Below are 16,915 nucleotides of genomic sequence, written 5' to 3'. Positions count from 1 at the left end.
GCGTCCCCCGCGAGGGCGCGCGCTGTGCGGCGCTCAGGTCACCTGGGTCAGGGTCTCGCGCTCGATCTCGAACTGGAGCGCGGTCATCGCCTCGTCATAGCGGTCGAGCACCTCGGCGCGGTCGCGCCCGCCGATATAGATTTCCGCCAACTCGAAGCTGTAGCTGTCCTGGTTTTCGAGCGACGCCAGATCGGTGCCGCGCTCGACCGCCATCTTCAGGCGGGTCGACGGCTGGCGGTGGTGCAGGCGCTTGAGCGCGTCGGCGGTGGGCACGCGGGTGACGATGCCGGGCTCGAACGCGCGCACGAAGAAGTGGGCGGCGACGTTGAACTGGCCGGTGCGCTGAAACGGCTTGGGCTTGCGGCCGAGTGCCAGGTCGACCATCACCGACAGGTGGCTGACGCCGTGCACCTTCTCGAACAGGTCGGCGTGGGATTGCGAGGCGCGCGGGTTGATCTCCAGCAGCCAGACTTGGTCGTTGGTCTGGTCGTAGAAGAACTCGATGTTGAACGTGCCGTTTTCATAGCCGATCTGGGTCATCACCGAGCGCGCCACGTCGATCATCCGGTGTTGGACTTCGAGCGGCAGCATGGACGGATACTCATAGCGCGCGAACGACGACGAATCCGCCTCGCGGATGCTGTCGACCACGCCATAGCCGACGATGCGGCCGTCATGGGCATAGCCTTCGAGCGTACACTGCGCGCCGCCGATCGACGATTCGGCGATGAAGCTTTCGGCCATGCCGGCGATTTCGGGCGCGATGTCGGCTTGTTCCATGATGGTGCGGAACGGGTCGGCCAATTGCCCGCCCTTGTCGCGGCAGATCGCCACCGCGTCGTCGAACTGCCGGGGGTCGCCGATCTTGAAGGCGAGATAGGAGCGGAACGACTTGATCGGTTTGATCCAGAATGGCGGGATCAGGCCGATGCGGTCATAGGCGCTGTCGTCGTGTGGGTCGAAGGCGGCGAAGGCGGGGATATTGTCGGGCACCACCTTCTGCTGTTCCAGCCGGCTCCAATACTTGTTCTCGCATTTCAGCACCGCTTCGAGGCCCGGCCCCGGCAGGCCGAACCGTTCGGCCAGCATGGCGGCGATCAAGGTGCCGGGAAAGTCGAAGAAGCTGGTCACGGCATGGGCGCCGCCGGGCACCGCGGCCATGCGTGCCGCCGCCGTTTCCACCAGGGCGGGGATATCCAGGTCGCCCACACCGCGCATTTCGTCGATATGCAGGGCGGCGTGGAAGGTGCATTCGGCCGCTTGGGGCAAATGTTGGAGGGTCTCGCGATTGAAATCGTCGAGACCGACGAAGAAGACATTGTATTGGGTCACAGCGGCAGGCTCCGTTGTGTCGAAGGGGGCGAAGGGACGCGGGGCTCAGACAAGATCCCGGGCGATACGCTCGTCCCAGCTTTTCGAGAAAATCCGCACGTCGCCCTCATAGGCGTCGAGGGTGGCGCGGATCAGAAAATGGCTGCGCGTCGAGGTGAGGATGGTGCGGGTGACCGTCATTACCTCCCAGCCGCCGCGCCGGAACCGGCGTTCGGTGGTCACTTCGCCGCGCAGTGTGTCGTAGAAATTATAGGTATAGGAGTATTTCTCCGTCGTGTTGCGGGCCAGATCGATGGCGCCGAGATCGTCCCAACCGGTTTCGTCGGCGTCGTCCTGGCCATTGTAGAGGCGGAAGAACGGGTCGTTGTTGACAATGTTCAACTCGACCACGTTCTGGGCCAGGTTCTGGTTCACCACCCATTCGCGCTGCGCCGGCGCCAGCAGCTTGGTATGGGGCGCGGGGCCGGTGCGCGGCTGGCCCAGATGGCGCAGCCGGGCATCTTCGGCGCGCGGCGGGCGTACCGGCAGGTCGAGCCGGCAGTCGGCCGGGTAGACGGTCAGCCGATAGGGTTCGGGCGACGGCCAGGCGAGCGGGAAATAGGAGGTGGACAGCGCCAGCCGGATCCGGTTGCCGGCGCGAAACCGCTGGGCGATGTTGTTGAGCCGCACGGTCACCCGGTAACGCCGGCCGGGTTCGAGCGGTTCGGGCGTTTCGTGGCTGTCGCGGTGGGTCAGGTTGAGCACGCCGAAGGTGACCCGGGTCGCCCGGTCGTTGGGTGCCACGTCGCACAGCCGCACCGCCAGCATGGCCACGGGCTTGTCGACGCTGAGGTCGAGCGTCACCGCGGGCGCACCGAGGATCTCCACATCCTCGTCGAGCGGCAGGGTGTCGAACACCAGGCTGCCGCCGTCTTCCTGGCGCTGGTCCCAGGGCAGGTCGGTGGCCTCGGCGTAGGAGCACCATTTGCCGGCGAACATGCCGACGCTCAACGGGCTTTGCACGGTGAGATGGCTGGCGTCGTCGAGCGCCGGATCGGGGTCGGGCGACAGCAGGCCGGGGGCGGGGTAGAAGCTGGTCCAGGCGATGCGCGGGCTGGGCCAGGCCTGCTCGGCGATCCAGCGGCCGGGCGAGCGCGGGCTTGTGGGCTCGGAGGTGTCGAGCATCCAGGCGCGGATCGCCGGCTCGCGGTCGACGCCGCGGTCGATGCCCTTGAGCCACTGGTCCCACCAGCGCACGCATTCGCCCAGGAAATCGATCACCGGGCCGGGGCCGCCCATATGCGGGTATTTGTGCCCCCAGGCGCCGATCAGGCCGCGCCGAGGGACGCCGTCGTCCAGATTGGCCATCAGTCGGAACACCGTGTTGGTGTAGCCGTCGGCCCAGCCGCTGACCGCCATCACCGGCACGCGGATGCGGCTGTGGTCCTCGGCCACCGAGGCGTGCTTCCAGTAATCGTCGCGGCGCTGATGCTTGAGCCAGGTCTTGAGCCACAGGCCGCTGCCTTCCAGCCGATCGAGCCACATCTCGCGCCAGCGTCCCTCGCCGACGATCTGCGGGTCGGGCGGGCAGGAATTGAACGCGAACATGGTCGACGCCCAGGACAGATTGTCGGTCAGCAGGCAGCCGCCCATGTAGTGCACATCGTCGGCATAGCGGTCGTCGGACGAGCACACGGTGATGATCGCGCCGACCTCGGGCGGTTGCAGGGCGGCCAGTTGCAGGGCATTGAACCCGCCCCAGGACAGCCCGAACAAGCCCACCTTGCCGGTGCACCAGGTCTGCGCCGCGATCCAGCGCAACACTTCGAGACCGTCGTCGAGTTCCTGTTGCAGATACTCGTCGCGCAGGATGCCGTCGGAATCGCCGCTGCCGCGCAGGTCCACGCGCACGCCGGCATAGCCGTGGCGGGCGAAGAAGCCGTGGATCTCGGCGTCGCGGATCGCCTTGTGGTCGCGCTTGCGGTAGGGGATGTATTCCAGCACCGCCGGCACCGGCGCGTCCGCAGCGCCCTCGGGCAGCCACACCTTGGCGGCCAGCCGGCTGCCGTCGCTGAGCGGAATCCAGATGTTTTCGATGATGCGGATCGGGCTCGGGGCGGTCGGGTCGATGTCCAGCATGGAGACTCTTGTCAAGGGCCTCGGGGCCCTTCGGCATGAACGGGGCGGAGGCTGGGCATCTTACGCACCGTCGGGCCGACCGTCCAGCGGCAGCCGGCCCGGGGGCGGCGGCGTGCCGGCGTCTAACGATCCGCCGCCAGCGTCTCCTGAAAGCGGATCGCCTGGCCCTGCGACGGGGTCAGCAATTCGTCTTCCCACATCACCCGCCGGCCGCGCACGATCGTGCCCACCGGCTTGCCGGTCAGGACCATGCCGGTGAACGGGCTCCAACCGCAGCGCGAGGCGAGCCAGTCTTCGGTCACCGTCCATTGCTTGGACAGGTCGACCACGGTCAGATCGCCATGATAGCCGACCGCCAGCCGGCCCTTGTCGCGCAGGTTGAACAACCGATTGGCGCCGTGGCTGGTCAGGTCCACCAGCCGTTCGAGCGTCAGCCGGCCGGCGTTCATGTGGTCGAGCAACAGCGGCAAAAGCGTCTGTACGCCCGGCATGCCCGACGGGCTTTGCGGATAGGGCTTGGCCTTTTCCTCGCGGGTGTGCGGCGCATGGTCCGACCCGATCACGTCGACCACGCCATTGGCCACCGCCGCCCACAGCCCCGCCTGGTGCGCGGCGCCACGGATCGGTGGGTTCATCTGCGCCAGGGTGCCGAGCGCGGGGTAGGCGGTCTCGTCCGCCAGGGTCAGGTGCTGGGGCGTGGTCTCGACGCTGGCGATGTCCTTGTTGTCGGCCAGGAACGCCATTTCTTCGGCGGTCGTCACGTGCAGCACGTGGATGCGTCGGCCGGTCTTGCGGGCCATGGCGACCGCCCGGCGGGTCGCCTTGAACGCGGTTTCCTCGTCGCGCCAGACCGGGTGGCTGGCCGGGTCGCCGGGCACCCGCTCGCCTTCGCGCTCGTTCATGCGCGGCTCGTCCTCGCAGTGGATCGCCACCCGGCGCCGGCCGTGGGCGAGCACGCGTTCGAGCGTCGCGTCGTCGGGCACCAACAGGTCCCCGGTGGACGCGCCCATGAAGATCTTGACCCCGCAGCAGCCCGGCAGCGCTTCGAGCGCCGCCATTTCGTCGGCATTGCCGGCCATGGCGCCCATATAGAAGGCGAAGTCGCAGTGCATGCGCCCGGTGGCGCGGGTGACCTTGTCTTCCAGCGCCGCCGGCGTGGTGGTCAGCGGGCTGGTGTTGGGCATCTCGAACACCGCGGTGACGCCGCCCATGACCGCGGCGCGGCTGCCCGTCTCCAGGTCTTCCTTGTGTTCGTTGCCGGGCTCGCGGAAGTGCACCTGGGTGTCGATCACACCGGGCAGCACGGTTAGCCCGGCGGCGTCGATCTCCTCGGCCGCCGAAGCGGCGCGCAGGTCGCCGATGGCGGCGATGCGTTCGTCCTTGATGGCGATGTCGGTGACCGCGCGGCCGGCGTGGTTGACGACGCGGCCACCGCGCACAATCAGGTCATAGGCGGGTGTCATGGCTCTCTCCAACGGTTTGACGAGCACTACCCCGGACAGCGTGTCCGAGACAAGGCCCCTAACAGGACCGGTGAACTCTTGTTTTGACGCCGCGGCTCGCTTAAGTGCGAACAAGGAACCGATCGGCCCATCCCAGACCCGAGCCCGTTGTCGCGGCACGGTCCAACGCAGACCTTGCGCCCACCCAGACCGGAGAGGAGCCCGCCCCATGTCGACGCCCGAGCTTGCCTTGTTGGACGATCGCGCCGTGCTGCACCTGTCGGGCACCGAGACGGTGGATTTCCTCCAGCGCCTGGTCACCAACGATGTGGCCCAGGCCGGCCCGGGGCGCGCGGTGCACACCGCGCTGCTGACCCCGCAGGGCAAGTATCTGTTCGATTTCTTCCTGGTCGGCGACGGTGCGGGCGGGCTCTATCTCGACGCTCCGGCCGCACAGAAGGACGATCTGGTCAAGCGGCTGACGCTCTACAAACTGCGCGCCGACGTGACCATCGCCGACCTGGAGGAAAGCCATGCCGTCGCCTGGACGGCGGACGAGTGGCGAGACGATTGGCCGGCCCCCGACCTGTCCGCCGACGCGCAGGCGTTCGTCGACCCGCGCCTTCCCGCCCTCGGCAGCCGGGTAATCGCCCCGCGCGCAGCCCTGTCGGCGGTCGGTGCGGCGGCGCGGCCGGGGGCCTATGATGCGCACCGGCTGTCGCTGGGCGTGCCGGAATTGTCGGTCGATGCCGAGCGCGAACGCACGTTGAGCCTGGAAGGCGATCTGGACCTCTTGAACGGCGTCGACTTCTCGAAGGGGTGTTTCGTGGGCCAGGAGTTGACCGCGCGTATGAAGTACCGCGGCAAGGTCCGCAAGCGGCTGATCCCGCTGGCCGTCGACGGCGCGGCACCCGAGGCCGACACGCCGGTGCTGACCGCCGCGGGCAAGGAGGCGGGCAAGGTCCGGTCGTCGGGCGACGGTATCGCGGTCGCCCTGGTGCGGCTCGAAGACCTGGACAAGGGGCCGCTGAGTGTCGCCGGCGCACCGGCCCGGCCCCTGGCGCCTGACTGGCTGGCCGTTCACGGGCAGTCTCCCGACGGGCAGTCTCCCGACGGGCAGTCCTCCGACGGGCAGTCGGCCGGGGCCGGCGCGGACGCCTGATCGCCTGCGATAGGTCAGCCGAAGCCAGCGCGGGTCCGTCGGTAGGTTTCGGTGCGCGCGATGATGAAATCCCACAGCGCGCGGATGCGGGCATTGGCGCGCAGCTCGGCATGAGCGACCAACCAGACGTCCAACTCGGCGGCCACCAGATCGGGGAACAGGCGTTCCAGGCGATCATGGCCTTCGGCCATCGACACCGGTAGCCGGCCGACGCCGATGCCGGCGTCAACCGCTGCGACCATGGTGCCCGGGCTATTGGTCCGGAACACCGGCTGCGCCGTGACATGGGCGTTTTCGCGCAGGCTTTCCTGTTTGGCGCGGGTGCCCGGCGCCTCGTCCCAGCCGACGAAATCGTACCGGCTCAGCTCGGCCACCGTTCGCGGTCGGCCGTGGCGATCGAGGAACGCCTTGTGGGCATAGAAGCCGTAGTGGATGGTCGCCAGGCGCCGGGTGATCAGCGACGGTTCGACGGGACGGAACAGACGGATGGCGATGTCGGCGTGCCGGTTGGCCAGGTCGGCGGCGGTGTCCTCGGCGATCAGCTCCAGGTCGATATCGGGATAGAGCCGGCGAAAGGCGCCCAACTCCGGCGTCATCCACTGGGCGGCGATGCCTTCGATGGTCGAGACGCGCACCGTGCCTTCGAGCGCCGTGTCCTGGTTTTCCGCCGCGCGCTCGATCGCCGCCGCCTCGTCACGCACCCGGCGCGCATAGGCCAGCGCGGTGCGGCCCAGGTCGGTCAGGGTCACCCCGCTGGCGGTGCGCACGAACAGCTGCGCGCCGAGCCGGCTTTCCAGCGCGTCGATGCGTCGGCCCACGGTCGGCTGGCTCTGGCCCAACTCCTTCGCCGCGGCGGACAGGCTGCCGGTCTCGGCCACCGCCAGGAACTGCTTGAGATCGCCCCAGTCGAACATGGATGCCTCCGGACCTATGCGATTTTGTATAGTAGGCATGTGATTTTGAGGAATTTACTTCATTAACGTAGATGTCAAGCTAGTGGCTGTCGAGAGATGACAGCCAAAGGAGCCCAGGCCATGGTCGCTTGGAAGACGGGAATGAAGATGGGCCTCGGGGCGCTTGGTGTTGCCGGCGCGGTGGCTCTGCTCGCCGGTCGCGTCGATGCCGGAGCGCTGAGTGCGGCGGAGTCGCTGCGCCTGGCCGAGCAGGCGTTGGAACGTGGTCAGGTGGACCGCGCCTTGACCCATGGTGCGCGCGCGGCCCTGCGTGGCGAGGACCGTCGGGTGGTGCTGGGGGCGCAGTCGCTGCTGTGTCTCGGCCATCTGCGTCAGGGGGCGGGCGCGTCGGCGCTCAAGGCGTGTTCCGCGGTCGCCGACGCACGGCCCGACGACTGGCGCGCGCTCAACAATCGCGGCATTGCGCGCTATCAGACCGGCGACTATGCCGGCGCGGCGGCCGACTATCGTGCGGCGCTGGCGGCCGGCGGGCCGGCCAAGATGCTCGACGCCAATCTGGCGCTGGCCGAGAAGCAACGGATGCTGGCCCAGCGCTGAACGGGTTACCTTCCCCAACGAAGGTCTGGCCGGTGTTGAGCCGCCCCCTTGGGGGCTGTGCCCACACCGGCCCTTTTTTGTCGGCGACCGGCCGACCCGACCGGTCAGGCGGGAAAGCCGCCGGCGCGCGCGACCCGGCCGGGCAGGGGCTTGGCCATGACCTCGGCCATCCAGCCGGCGGTGTCGATCAGGGCGGCCAGGTCGAGGCCGTGGCCGACGCCCGACCGGTCGAGCAGATAGACCAGGTCTTCCGTGGCGATATTGCCGGTGGCTCGGGGCGCGAACGGGCAGCCGCCGAGCCCGCCGAGCGACGCGTCGAGCACGCTGGCGCCCGCTTCATAAGCCGCCCAGGCATTGGCGATGCCGGTGTTGCGGGTGTCGTGGAAATGGCCGCGCAGCGGGATGTCGGGCACCGCCTCGGCGACGCGGTGGAACAACTCGGTCACCCGCGCCGGCACGGCGACGCCGATGGTGTCGGCCAGGGCGATTTCGCGCGGCCCCGCCTCGGCCAGCCGGCGGCAGATCTCGACCACCCGGTCGGGCGCCACCGGGCCGTCGAACGGGTCGCCCCAGCACACCGACACGGTGACCTGGGCCGCCAGCCCCTCGGCGTGGGCCAGCCGGTGCAGGTCCTTGACCGTCTCGACCGAGGCTTGCCAGCCCATGCCCTGATTGGCGTTGCCGAACCCGTCCGAGGCGACCGCCACGCAGCCGATCTCGTCGACGCCGCGCCGCCCGCCGGCGCGCGTTTCCAGCGCCCGCAACAGCCCGCGCTTGTTGAGCACCAGCCCCACATAGGTGGCGCTGGCGTCGGCCGGCAGGCCGGCGACCACCGCCTCGGCGTCGGCCATCTGCGGCACCAGGCGGGGGTGCACGAAGCTCGCCACCTCCAGACGCCGGGCACCGGCCGCCATCAACCGTGCGATCAGCGCCAGCTTGTGCGCGGTGTCGATCGGCGTGGCCTCGTTCTGCAGGCCGTCGCGCGCGCCCACCTCGACGATCTCCACGGCGCGGGGGGCGGCGGCGGTCGGCTCGGGGCGCGCGGGGCAGGGGGCGGCGGTCATGGGGCAGCGGTCCTTTCAGGCTCGAACGGGTGCGCCGGGCATAGCCCCGGGACCGGCGAACCGGCAAGGCGGATCTTGTTGCGTCCGGCTCGCATGATCGGGGTGGCTGTGCTAAGCGCGCGTCATCGAACCATCTTTTGGGAGGCTTTCATGGATATCAAGGGCTTGGCGGCGGTCGTCACCGGTGCTGCGTCGGGGCTTGGCGAGGCGACCGCCCGGGCGCTCGCCGCGCGCGGCGCGAAGGTGACGCTGTTCGATCTCAACGAGGACCGCGGCCGCCGCGTGGCGCAGGAGATCGGCGGCCTGTTCCACCGTGTGGACGTGTCGAGCGAGGCGGATGTGACCGCCGGGCTCGACGCCGGCGAGGCGGCCCATGGCACCGCGCGGGTGGCGGTCAGCTGCGCCGGCATCGGCCCGGCCGCCAAGACCGTGTCGCGCGGCGAGGCGCACCCGCTCGACAGCTTCAAGAAGGTGATCGACGTCAATCTGGTGGGCACCTTCAACGTGCTGCGCCTGGCGGCCGCGCGCATGGCCGCCGCCGAGCCGGTGGACGGCGAAGAGCGCGGGGTGATCGTCAACACCGCCTCGATCGCGGCTTATGAGGGCCAGGTGGGCCAGGCCGCCTATGCCGCGTCCAAGGGCGGGGTCGTCGGCCTGACGCTGCCGGTGGCGCGCGACCTGGCCGACAAGCAGATCCGGGTGATGACCATCGCACCGGGGCTGTTTCTGACGCCGCTGTTGCTCGGCCTGCCGCAGGAGGTCCAGGACAGCCTCGGCCGCACGGTGCCGCACCCGCACCGCTTGGGCGACCCCGGCGAATACGCCAAACTCGCCTGTCATATCGTCGAAAACCCGATGCTCAACGGCGAGGTGATCCGGCTCGACGGCGCCCTGCGCATGCAGCCCAAATAGCCTCAACACCACAACCCTGCGGCGATATCGCACAGATCCGGCACGGCTTTGAGACCAGCCGTGCCGATGGTGCGATACGCCGCAGGACCAGCCGTCGCGGCTTGGCCGTATCCAGGGGTGCTATCGCGAGAGGCGATGGCTTCAATTGATCCCAACATCAGGGAGCGACCCGATGCGTCAAGCGATTATTGCAGCGATTTTTGCGGTGGCGGTGCCGTTTGCCGCCCAGGCCAGCCACCACATGAAGGGCGAGACCAAGCCCGACATTGTCGACACGGCGGTCCAGGCGGACGATTTCAATACGCTGGTCGCCGCGGTCAAGGCGGCCGGGCTGGTGGATACCCTGAAGGGGGACGGCCCCTATACGGTGTTCGCGCCCACCGACGCGGCGTTTGCCGCCCTGCCCGAGGGCACGCTCGACAGCCTGTTGAAGCCCGAAAACAAGGCCAAGCTGACCGCCATCCTCACCTATCATGTGGTGCCGGGCAAGGTGATGGCCGGCGATCTGGCCGGCAAGACGCTCGACGTCGCGACGGTCCAGGGCGGCAAGGTGGACGTCGACGGCACCGACGGCGTCACCGTTGACGGCGCCCGGGTGGTCATGGCCGATATCGAGACCTCGAACGGCGTGATCCACGTGATCGACCGGGTGATCCTGCCCGAATAAGCCGGCGGTAGCCGACGGCTGCGGGCCGGCCTTGCCGCCTGGGCGGCGGCGGGGTCGGTCTGCCCGGGCAATGCGGTGCGGCCGGCTTGACTTTCGCTTGGTCGCCGCCGACCTTCTAAGGGGAGACGAGGGTCCCTGAAAACCCGAGGGTCGATATGGCGGACGAACCGGAAAATCACACGCTGAGATTGCTTCAGGAGATTCGTGAGACCCTGGAGGACATGCGAAAGGATATCAGCAGTCTGCGCGAGGAAATCGCCGACCTGCGGTTGCGGGTCGATGGTAACACGCTGGTGCTCAATATGGTCGCCGGGGTCACCGCCGACCATGAAGCGCGGATCGAGGCGCTGGAAACCGCGCCCGGCTGAGCGCCGTCGGCCGCCAGCGCCGTGGGGCTCAGCCACAGCGCCGATCTGGTGGGGCTTAGCCGAAGATCAGCGGCACCAGCGCCGTGCACAGCCCTGCGATCAACACGATGCCGATCAGGTTGAGCCGGAACCCCGCGCGCACCATCTGCGGGATGCTCACATGGCCCGACGCGAAGATGATCGCGTTGGGCGCGGTGGCCACCGGCAGCATGAACGCCGCCGAGCCCGCCATGGCCGCCGGGGCCGCCAGGTAGAGCGGATCGAAGCCGCCGGCGGCGGCCATGGCGCCCAGGATCGGCACCACCGCCGCCACGGTGGCGGTGTTCGAGGTCATCTCGGTCAGGAAGATGATCAACGCCACCACGGCCACCACCACCACAAGCAGCGGCAGCACTGCCAAGTCGGCCAGGCCAGCGCCGACCCAGACCGACAGTCCGGTCGCCTTGATGGCGGCGGCCAGGCTCAACCCGCCGCCGAACAGCAGCAGCACGCCCCAGGGCAGGCGCGCCGCACTCTGCCAGTCCAGCAGGCGTTCGTCGGGCCGGCTGCGGTCGCCCGCCGGGATCAGGAACATGGCCAGCGCGCCGAGGATCGCGATCACCATGTTGGACAGGTTTTCAAGCCCCGGCAGTTTCTTCAGCAGCAACAGCCACAGCCACAGATTGGCGACCACCACGAACACCGCCGCGGTGCGCTGCTCGGGCCGGGTGATGGCGCCGAGGGCCGCCAGCCGGTCGCGCACCGCCTCGCGCCCGCCGGCGACCGAACCCGTGTCGAAGCGGTAGGTCAGCCGGGTCAAGACCAGCCAGGCGGCGGGCACCAGGGCGGCGACCACCGGCACGCCGAACGCCATCCATTCGATGAAGGCGATCTGCCGGCCGGTCTCATTGGCCACGAAACTGACCACGAAGGCGTTGGGCGGCGTGCCGATTATGGTGCCAAGCCCGCCGATCGACGCCGCCCAGGCGACGCCGAGCAGCAGGCACAAGGTGAACCGGTGGTCGTGCAACCGGTCGCGGCCGAGCACCGTTTCGGCGACGCTGAGCGCGATCGGGATCATCATCAGCGTGGTCGCGGTGTTGGAAATCCACATGGACAACAGGGCGGCGGCGACCATAAAGCCCAGGATCAACCCGTTGGGGCTGCGCCCGAAGGCCATCACCACGTGCAGCGCGATGCGCGTGTGCAGGCCCCAACGCTCCATGCCCATGGCCATGATGAAGCCGCCCATGAGCAGAAAGATCACCGGATGCGCAAACGGCGCGGCGGCATCGGTCGCCGACAGGACGCCGGTCATCGGAAAGGCGATCAAAGGGATCAGCGACGTGGCCGGCACCGGGATCGCCTCGGTCGCCCACCAACTGGCCATCAAGGCGGCGATGGCGACCACCGTCCAGCCGGCGTCCGACAGCCCCGCGGGGGACGGACTCGCCAACACCAAACCGGCCAAGAGCGGCCCCAGCCACAACCCGACCCGCTGATAGCCGGCACGGCGCGGCGGTGGCGCGGTCTCGGTGCGGTCGGGCTGGCGGCTCTCGGACGACGGCAATGGCGAGCCGCCGCCGGCCCGATCCTCCCCCTTGGTCATCGCAGGCATTCCCCTAGCTTCCAGTTGTGGAGCGGGACTTTAGCCGCATTGACCTGAATCAGGCCAGAGCCGTTTAGCTATGCATTCAGTGCAGGGCAGCTACCCGTTGACTGTTGTTGCGTGGGGGGGCTGAGGGGCGTACACGATCATTGTGCGTCGCAGCGTTCTCCTTTTGACGTTCGCGACTAAGCGCCGGGGCGACCCTCCCTCCCTCCCCTCTCAGTGGTCCCGGTGCTGAGTTTTGAGACGCATGAACCTCCCTATGTTGACTGGCGGGCCTCACCGAGGCCCGCCTTTTTTTTTGCCCTCGTCTCTGCTCTAACGGGCGCGTCAAGGCGTGCCAGGGAGATATGCGCGATGTTGGAGGATCTGATCACGCCCGAGCGGCCGCTGGCGCTGGTCGGCTGCGGGCGCATGGGCGGTGCCATGCTGGCCGGCTGGCGGCAGGCGGGCTTGGCCGACCGGGCGGTGCGCGTGGTCACGCGACCAGCGTCGCCGGGGGCAGCTTCGGCTGGCGGCGCATCTTCGGCTGGCGACGCACTTTCGGCTGGCGGCGCCGGCGAGGCCCTGGCGGGGGTGCCGGTGCTCGCCGGGGCCGCCGCCTTGGCCGGGCAGCGGCCGAGCCTGGTGGTGCTGGCGGTCAAGCCGCAACAACTGGCCGGTCTGGGGCCCGACCTGGCCGCTGCGCTCGACGCGCGCGTGCCGGTGATCTCGGTGCTGGCCGGCGTGCCGCTGGCCGGCCTGGCGGCGGCCTTGGGCGACCGGCCGTTGATCCGGGCCATGCCCAACACCCCGGCGGCGATCGGCCGGGGGGTGACGTCGATGGTCGCCAACGCCGCCGGCGCGCCGTGGCTCGACCGGGCGCGGACGCTGCTCGGCGTTCTGGGCTCGGTGGTGGTGCTGGCGGCCGAGGAGCAGATGGACGCGGCGACCGCGCTTGCCGGCAGCGGCCCGGCCTATGTGTTCCACCTGGTGGAAGCGTTGGCGGCGGCGGGCGTGGCCGAGGGCCTGCCGGAGGCGACCGCGCGGGCGCTGGCGCGCGCCACGGTGGCCGGCGCCGGCGCGCTGCTCGACGCCGACGATCGCGACGCGGCGGCGCTGCGCCAGGCGGTCACCAGCCCGGGCGGAACAACGCAGGCGGGTCTTGACGTCTTGATGCGACCGGCTGGGTTGACCACACTGATGGCCGAGACCGTGCACGCCGCCACCGCGCGCAGCCGGGCGCTGGGACGCGAGACCGCGCCCGCGCGTCCGAGCGCCGATTGACCGGCGCGCTGAACCATCATCACCGGGCCGGGAGACAGCCAGACCATGGACCAGACCAGCATACGCGAACGCCTGATCGACGCCGCCTTCGACCTGGTGGTGGAGGAGGGCTTCGAGGCGGTCGACGCGCCGGCGGTGGCCGGCCGGGCCGGCGTCGATGTGCGCCACTTCCACGCCGGGTTCGCCGGCCCCGTGGACTGCATCGTCGCCGGGCTGATCGCCGCCAATGACAGCGCGTTCGAGGCGGCGCGCGACTTCGAGCCCGAAGACACGGTGCGCGAGAAGCTGTTCGAATTGGTGATGGCGCGGCTCGACCGCCTGTCCGAGCGGCGTGAGGCGATCGCCCGGCTGCGCTGGACCGCCCTGCGCACGCCGCTTCTGGGCGCCGCCCTGGCTTGGGAGCTGGACCGCGCCCTCGCGCTGATGCTCGACCAAGCCGGTGCGGGCGCCGGCGGCCCTGCGGGCGCGCTGCGCCGCACCGGCTTTCTGACCACGGTCTACGCGCCGGTGGTCGAAGCCTGGCTCAAGGACGACAGCGACGATCTCGCCCACACCATGGCCGAACTGGACAAGCGCCTGGACCGGGCCGAGCGGATGGCGCGGCGGCTGCCGTTCAACCGCGACGCCGCCGACGACATGCCCGGGCCCGACGCCGGGCCGGCGGCCCCGCCCGATGACATTACCGCCGACGGTCCCGCCGACGGCTTGGGCCCGACCCCGCCGCCGGCGCCCCAGGCGCCGCCGGCCTGACCGGCCTCACCCCCCCCTTTGCCGTCCGTCCTTGGGAGCCGTGCCGAAGCGGCCGGGGCAGGGGCAACTGTGTTCGGCGTTAGCGGCGATGGGGCACCGGATGAGCGGGCGTCCGGCGCTCGGGCGGTTCGGGGGTCGGCCATGGTGCTCCTCGCTGTTCAAGCGCCCGAACCGCGGTGCCGTGCGGGCCGGTCGCCGGGTCGCTTGTGTCAGCGACCGCCCGCCGCCAGCGCCTCGACCACCAGCCAGAAGCCGTTGACCGCCTCGGGGCCAGCCTGGCGATAGGCTTGCTTGACCCGGCCGCGCACGGCGTCGAACAGCCGGCGGTCGAGCGCCTCGCCGGCCTCGGTCAGGTAGAACAGCCGGCGCCGGCGGTCGTCGCGGCCGGCTTCCTGGCGGATCAGCTCGCGCTCCAGCAGCGTGGCGGTCAGCCGGTGGACATTCTGCTTCGACAGCGGCAGGCGCGCCTGCAACGCCCCCATGGACAGCCCGGGGTCGGCGGCGATCAGTGCCAGCACGTCGCGGTGGCTGCGGTTGAGCCCCTCGGCGTCGAGCACCGCGTCCATGTCGGCGAGGATCAGCCGCGCCGCGTCGATCACCCCGGCGCTGCCGCGTCGCAAGGCGTCGTCGCGCAGGAATAGCGAGGCATGGGCGGGGCGTGGCCGGCCGCCAAACGGGCTGTCGATCGCCATCACGGGCGCTCCCGTTCGTGAAAATGGTCGTAGATGGCCTGGGCGAGGGCGTGCGACACGCCGTCGACCGCCGCCAGGTCGCGCACGCCCGCTTGCGCCACCGCCTTGGCCGAGCCGAAATGCAGCAGCAGCGCCTTCTTGCGCTTGGCGCCGATGCCCGGGATCTCGTCGAGCGGGTTCTTGACCAGCGCCTTGGCGCGGCGCTGGCGGTGGCCGCCGATGGCGAAGCGGTGCGCCTCGTCGCGCAGGCGCTGCATATAATAAAGCACCGGGTCGCCGGCGCGGAAGCGGATCGGCTGGGCCGCGCCCGGCAGGTGGAACTCTTCGCGCCCGGCGTGGCGGTCGGGGCCCTTGGATACCGCGACCACCGCCACATCCTCGACGCCCAGGTCTTCAAGGATCGCCATCACGGCGCTGAGTTGGCCCTTGCCGCCGTCGATCACCAGAAGGTCGGGCCAGGTGGCGCCGGCGCGCTCGGGGTCTTCCTTCATCAGCCGCGAGAACCGCCGGGTCAGCACCTCCTTCATCATCGCGAAGTCGTCGCCCGGCGTCAGCTCGGTCGATTTGATGTTGAAGGTGCGATACTGGTTCTTCTCGAAGCCCTCGGGCCCGGCCACCACCATGCCGCCGATGGCGTTGGTGCCGCCGGTGTGGGAGTTGTCGTAGATCTCCAGCCGCTTGGGCGGCGCGTCGAGGCCGAAGGCGTCGGCGACGCCGTCGAGCAACCGGGCTTGGCTGGCACTCTCGGCCAGCCGCCGATCGAGCGCCTGTTCGGCGTTGCGCAGCGCGTCGTCGACCAGCGTGCGCTTCTCGCCGCGCTTGGGCACATGCAGCGCGACGCGGCGTTCGGCGCGGACGCTGAGCGCTTCCTGCAACAAGGCGGCGTCCTCGGGCTCGCGGCTCAGCAGCAGCGTTTGCGGCGGCTCCTTGTCGTCATAGAACTGGCCGAGGAAGGCCGACAGCACCTCGGCCGGTTCGGCGCCCTTTTCGTGGCGCGGGAAATAGGCGCGATTGCCCCAATTCTGACCCTGGCGATAGAAAAACACCTGGATGCAGGTCTGCCCGCCCTTGACCGCCAGGGCGATCACGTCGGCGGCGTCGAGATTCTCGGCATTGACCGCCTGGCGCGCCTGCACGGTGGTCAGCGCGCGCAGCCGGTCGCGGTACATGGCCGCGGTCTCGAAGTCCAACGCCTCGGCCGCCGCCTCCATGCGCTCGGCCAGTTGCTTCTGGATCCTGGTCTCGCGCCCGGCCAGAAACGCGCGCGCCTCGGCCACCAGCTCGGCATAGCCCGCCGCGTCGATCCGGCCCACGCACGGCGCCGAACAGCGCTTGATCTGGTAGAGCAGACAGGGCCGGGTGCGGCTGTCCAGCACCGCGTCGGTGCACGAGCGCAGCAGGAACACCTTTTGCAGCGTGTTGAGCGTGCGGTTGACCGCGCCGGCGCTGGCGAACGGGCCGTAATAGACGCCCTTGTGGCGCTTCGGTCCCCGGTGCTTGCGGATCTGCGCCCAGTCATGGTCCTCGCGCAGCAGGATATAGGGAAACGACTTGTCGTCGCGCAGCACCACGTTGAAAGGGGGGCGGTGGCGCTTGATCAGGTTGCTTTCCAGCAACAGCGCCTCGGCCTCGGTGTGGGTGGTGACGAAGATCATCGACCGGGTCAGCGCGATCATGCGCAGGATGCGGTTCGACTGCCGGTTGGGCTGGGTGTAGCTGGTCACCCGGCGCACGATGCTCTTGGCCTTGCCCACATAGAGCACGTCGCCCTTGGCGTCGAGCATCCGATAGACCCCCGGATCGCCGGGCGCGGTCTTCACCGCCGCCTTGATCGCGGCGATCCCGGCGGCCAGGTCGGCGCCGGCGCGCGCCGGGCCGGTCGGGGCACTCAAGCAGCCGCCGTCATGATCGTTCCCTGAGGTGCCGCTGGCGTCGGAGGTTGTGTCGGCCTCGGGGCCGGCGAACCGCTCCGCCGGTGCCGCGCTGCGGGTAACCGGCGCGTGTGGGCGAGGCGGCGATGGCTTGTCCGGGCCGGTCATCGCT

Annotated in this window: 15 protein-coding genes; 7 read left to right on the top strand and 8 right to left on the bottom strand. The window is 69.8% G+C overall.

Translation table 11 applies throughout. The features are described 5' to 3' along the window. Positions 1-33: 33 nt before the first annotated feature. From EV659_RS10105 to EV659_RS10095, 3 genes are all read right to left on the bottom strand, one after another. Positions 34-1,332, bottom strand: coding sequence for an ATP-grasp domain-containing protein (locus EV659_RS10105; RefSeq protein ID WP_132708761.1), 1,299 nt, complete (start codon positions 1,330-1,332; stop codon positions 34-36). A 45-nt stretch (positions 1,333-1,377) separates the two neighbouring features. Further along, complete coding sequence (locus tag EV659_RS10100) at positions 1,378-3,450, bottom strand: CocE/NonD family hydrolase (protein WP_132708760.1); 2,073 nt, start codon at positions 3,448-3,450, stop codon at positions 1,378-1,380. Between the two features lie 122 nt (positions 3,451-3,572). Beyond that, the gene (locus tag EV659_RS10095; RefSeq protein WP_132708759.1) at positions 3,573-4,913 is read right to left on the bottom strand and encodes a dihydroorotase; all 1,341 of its coding nucleotides are present in this window, start codon (positions 4,911-4,913) and stop codon (positions 3,573-3,575) included. A gap of 208 nt (positions 4,914-5,121) precedes the next feature. Between EV659_RS10095 and ygfZ the strand changes: the two genes are divergently transcribed. Further along, positions 5,122-6,054: a CAF17-like 4Fe-4S cluster assembly/insertion protein YgfZ gene (ygfZ, locus tag EV659_RS10090; RefSeq protein ID WP_132708758.1), complete on the top strand. Its 933-nt coding sequence runs from the start codon at positions 5,122-5,124 to the stop codon at positions 6,052-6,054. A 14-nt stretch (positions 6,055-6,068) separates the two neighbouring features. Here ygfZ and EV659_RS10085 read toward each other — a convergent pair whose 3' ends face one another. Beyond that, on the bottom strand, positions 6,069-6,968 hold the full coding sequence (locus EV659_RS10085; RefSeq protein WP_165878830.1) for a LysR family transcriptional regulator: 900 nt from the start codon (positions 6,966-6,968) through the stop codon (positions 6,069-6,071). A 120-nt stretch (positions 6,969-7,088) separates the two neighbouring features. Between EV659_RS10085 and EV659_RS10080 the strand changes: the two genes are divergently transcribed. Next, positions 7,089-7,565 (top strand): hypothetical protein, encoded by a 477-nt coding sequence (locus tag EV659_RS10080; protein WP_132708756.1) that lies wholly within the window; start codon positions 7,089-7,091, stop codon positions 7,563-7,565. 104 nt (positions 7,566-7,669) lie between these two features. Here the strand turns inward: EV659_RS10080 and EV659_RS10075 are convergent, their stop codons facing one another. Then, positions 7,670-8,629 carry a hydroxymethylglutaryl-CoA lyase gene (locus tag EV659_RS10075; protein ID WP_132708755.1) on the bottom strand — a complete coding sequence of 320 codons (960 nt, stop codon included), beginning with the start codon at positions 8,627-8,629 and terminating at the stop codon, positions 7,670-7,672. 150 nt (positions 8,630-8,779) lie between these two features. Between EV659_RS10075 and EV659_RS10070 the strand changes: the two genes are divergently transcribed. From EV659_RS10070 to EV659_RS10060, 3 genes are all read left to right on the top strand, one after another. Beyond that, positions 8,780-9,541 (top strand): SDR family NAD(P)-dependent oxidoreductase, encoded by a 762-nt coding sequence (locus EV659_RS10070; protein WP_132708754.1) that lies wholly within the window; start codon positions 8,780-8,782, stop codon positions 9,539-9,541. Between the two features lie 172 nt (positions 9,542-9,713). After that, entirely contained in the window at positions 9,714-10,208 is a 495-nt protein-coding gene (locus tag EV659_RS10065) for a fasciclin domain-containing protein (RefSeq protein ID WP_132708753.1), read from the top strand. A gap of 155 nt (positions 10,209-10,363) precedes the next feature. Continuing rightward, positions 10,364-10,576, top strand: a complete 213-nt coding sequence (locus tag EV659_RS10060; protein WP_132708752.1) for a hypothetical protein — start codon at positions 10,364-10,366, stop codon at positions 10,574-10,576. Positions 10,577-10,631: 55 nt separating this feature from the next. Here the strand turns inward: EV659_RS10060 and EV659_RS10055 are convergent, their stop codons facing one another. Next, positions 10,632-12,173: an SLC13 family permease gene (locus tag EV659_RS10055; RefSeq protein WP_200287814.1), complete on the bottom strand. Its 1,542-nt coding sequence runs from the start codon at positions 12,171-12,173 to the stop codon at positions 10,632-10,634. 348 nt (positions 12,174-12,521) lie between these two features. Here EV659_RS10055 and proC point away from each other — a divergent pair, with 348 nt between their 5' ends. Both proC and EV659_RS10045 read left to right on the top strand, forming a co-directional pair. Continuing rightward, complete coding sequence (proC, locus tag EV659_RS10050; protein WP_132708751.1) at positions 12,522-13,430, top strand: pyrroline-5-carboxylate reductase; 909 nt, start codon at positions 12,522-12,524, stop codon at positions 13,428-13,430. A 45-nt stretch (positions 13,431-13,475) separates the two neighbouring features. Beyond that, positions 13,476-14,180: a TetR family transcriptional regulator gene (locus EV659_RS10045; RefSeq protein ID WP_132708750.1), complete on the top strand. Its 705-nt coding sequence runs from the start codon at positions 13,476-13,478 to the stop codon at positions 14,178-14,180. 209 nt (positions 14,181-14,389) lie between these two features. On the opposite strand, the gene EV659_RS10040 is transcribed toward EV659_RS10045, so the two are convergent. Together EV659_RS10040 and uvrC are read right to left on the bottom strand one after the other, a co-directional pair. Then, positions 14,390-14,872: a MarR family winged helix-turn-helix transcriptional regulator gene (locus EV659_RS10040; protein WP_132708749.1), complete on the bottom strand. Its 483-nt coding sequence runs from the start codon at positions 14,870-14,872 to the stop codon at positions 14,390-14,392. Beyond that, positions 14,872-16,911, bottom strand: a complete 2,040-nt coding sequence (gene uvrC / locus EV659_RS10035; RefSeq protein ID WP_132708748.1) for an excinuclease ABC subunit UvrC — start codon at positions 16,909-16,911, stop codon at positions 14,872-14,874. The genes EV659_RS10040 and uvrC overlap by 1 nt, the downstream gene beginning before the upstream one ends. Positions 16,912-16,915: the final 4 nt, after the last annotated feature.

The organism is Rhodothalassium salexigens DSM 2132 (assembly GCF_004341375.1).
GTDB classification, from domain to species: Bacteria; Pseudomonadota; Alphaproteobacteria; order Sphingomonadales; family Rhodothalassiaceae; genus Rhodothalassium; species Rhodothalassium salexigens.
Note: the sequence above shows the minus strand (reverse complement) of the source record. Positions and strands in the feature narration are given on the sequence as shown.

Bases quoted from the DNA above. Each gene is read 5' to 3' on its own strand.
- EV659_RS10100 (WP_132708760.1), bottom strand. From the start codon at position 3,450: ATGCTGGACATCGACCCGACCGCCCCGAGCCCGATCCGCATCATCGAA.
- EV659_RS10095 (WP_132708759.1), bottom strand. From the start codon at position 4,913: ATGACACCCGCCTATGACCTGATTGTGCGCGGTGGCCGCGTCGTCAAC.
- ygfZ (WP_132708758.1), top strand. From the start codon at position 5,122: ATGTCGACGCCCGAGCTTGCCTTGTTGGACGATCGCGCCGTGCTGCAC.
- EV659_RS10085 (WP_165878830.1), bottom strand. From the start codon at position 6,968: ATGTTCGACTGGGGCGATCTCAAGCAGTTCCTGGCGGTGGCCGAGACC.
- EV659_RS10080 (WP_132708756.1), top strand. From the start codon at position 7,089: ATGGTCGCTTGGAAGACGGGAATGAAGATGGGCCTCGGGGCGCTTGGT.
- EV659_RS10075 (WP_132708755.1), bottom strand. From the start codon at position 8,629: ATGACCGCCGCCCCCTGCCCCGCGCGCCCCGAGCCGACCGCCGCCGCC.
- EV659_RS10070 (WP_132708754.1), top strand. From the start codon at position 8,780: ATGGATATCAAGGGCTTGGCGGCGGTCGTCACCGGTGCTGCGTCGGGG.
- EV659_RS10065 (WP_132708753.1), top strand. From the start codon at position 9,714: ATGCGTCAAGCGATTATTGCAGCGATTTTTGCGGTGGCGGTGCCGTTT.
- EV659_RS10060 (WP_132708752.1), top strand. From the start codon at position 10,364: ATGGCGGACGAACCGGAAAATCACACGCTGAGATTGCTTCAGGAGATT.
- EV659_RS10055 (WP_200287814.1), bottom strand. From the start codon at position 12,173: ATGCCTGCGATGACCAAGGGGGAGGATCGGGCCGGCGGCGGCTCGCCA.
- proC (WP_132708751.1), top strand. From the start codon at position 12,522: ATGTTGGAGGATCTGATCACGCCCGAGCGGCCGCTGGCGCTGGTCGGC.
- EV659_RS10045 (WP_132708750.1), top strand. From the start codon at position 13,476: ATGGACCAGACCAGCATACGCGAACGCCTGATCGACGCCGCCTTCGAC.
- EV659_RS10040 (WP_132708749.1), bottom strand. From the start codon at position 14,872: ATGGCGATCGACAGCCCGTTTGGCGGCCGGCCACGCCCCGCCCATGCC.
- uvrC (WP_132708748.1), bottom strand. From the start codon at position 16,911: ATGACCGGCCCGGACAAGCCATCGCCGCCTCGCCCACACGCGCCGGTT.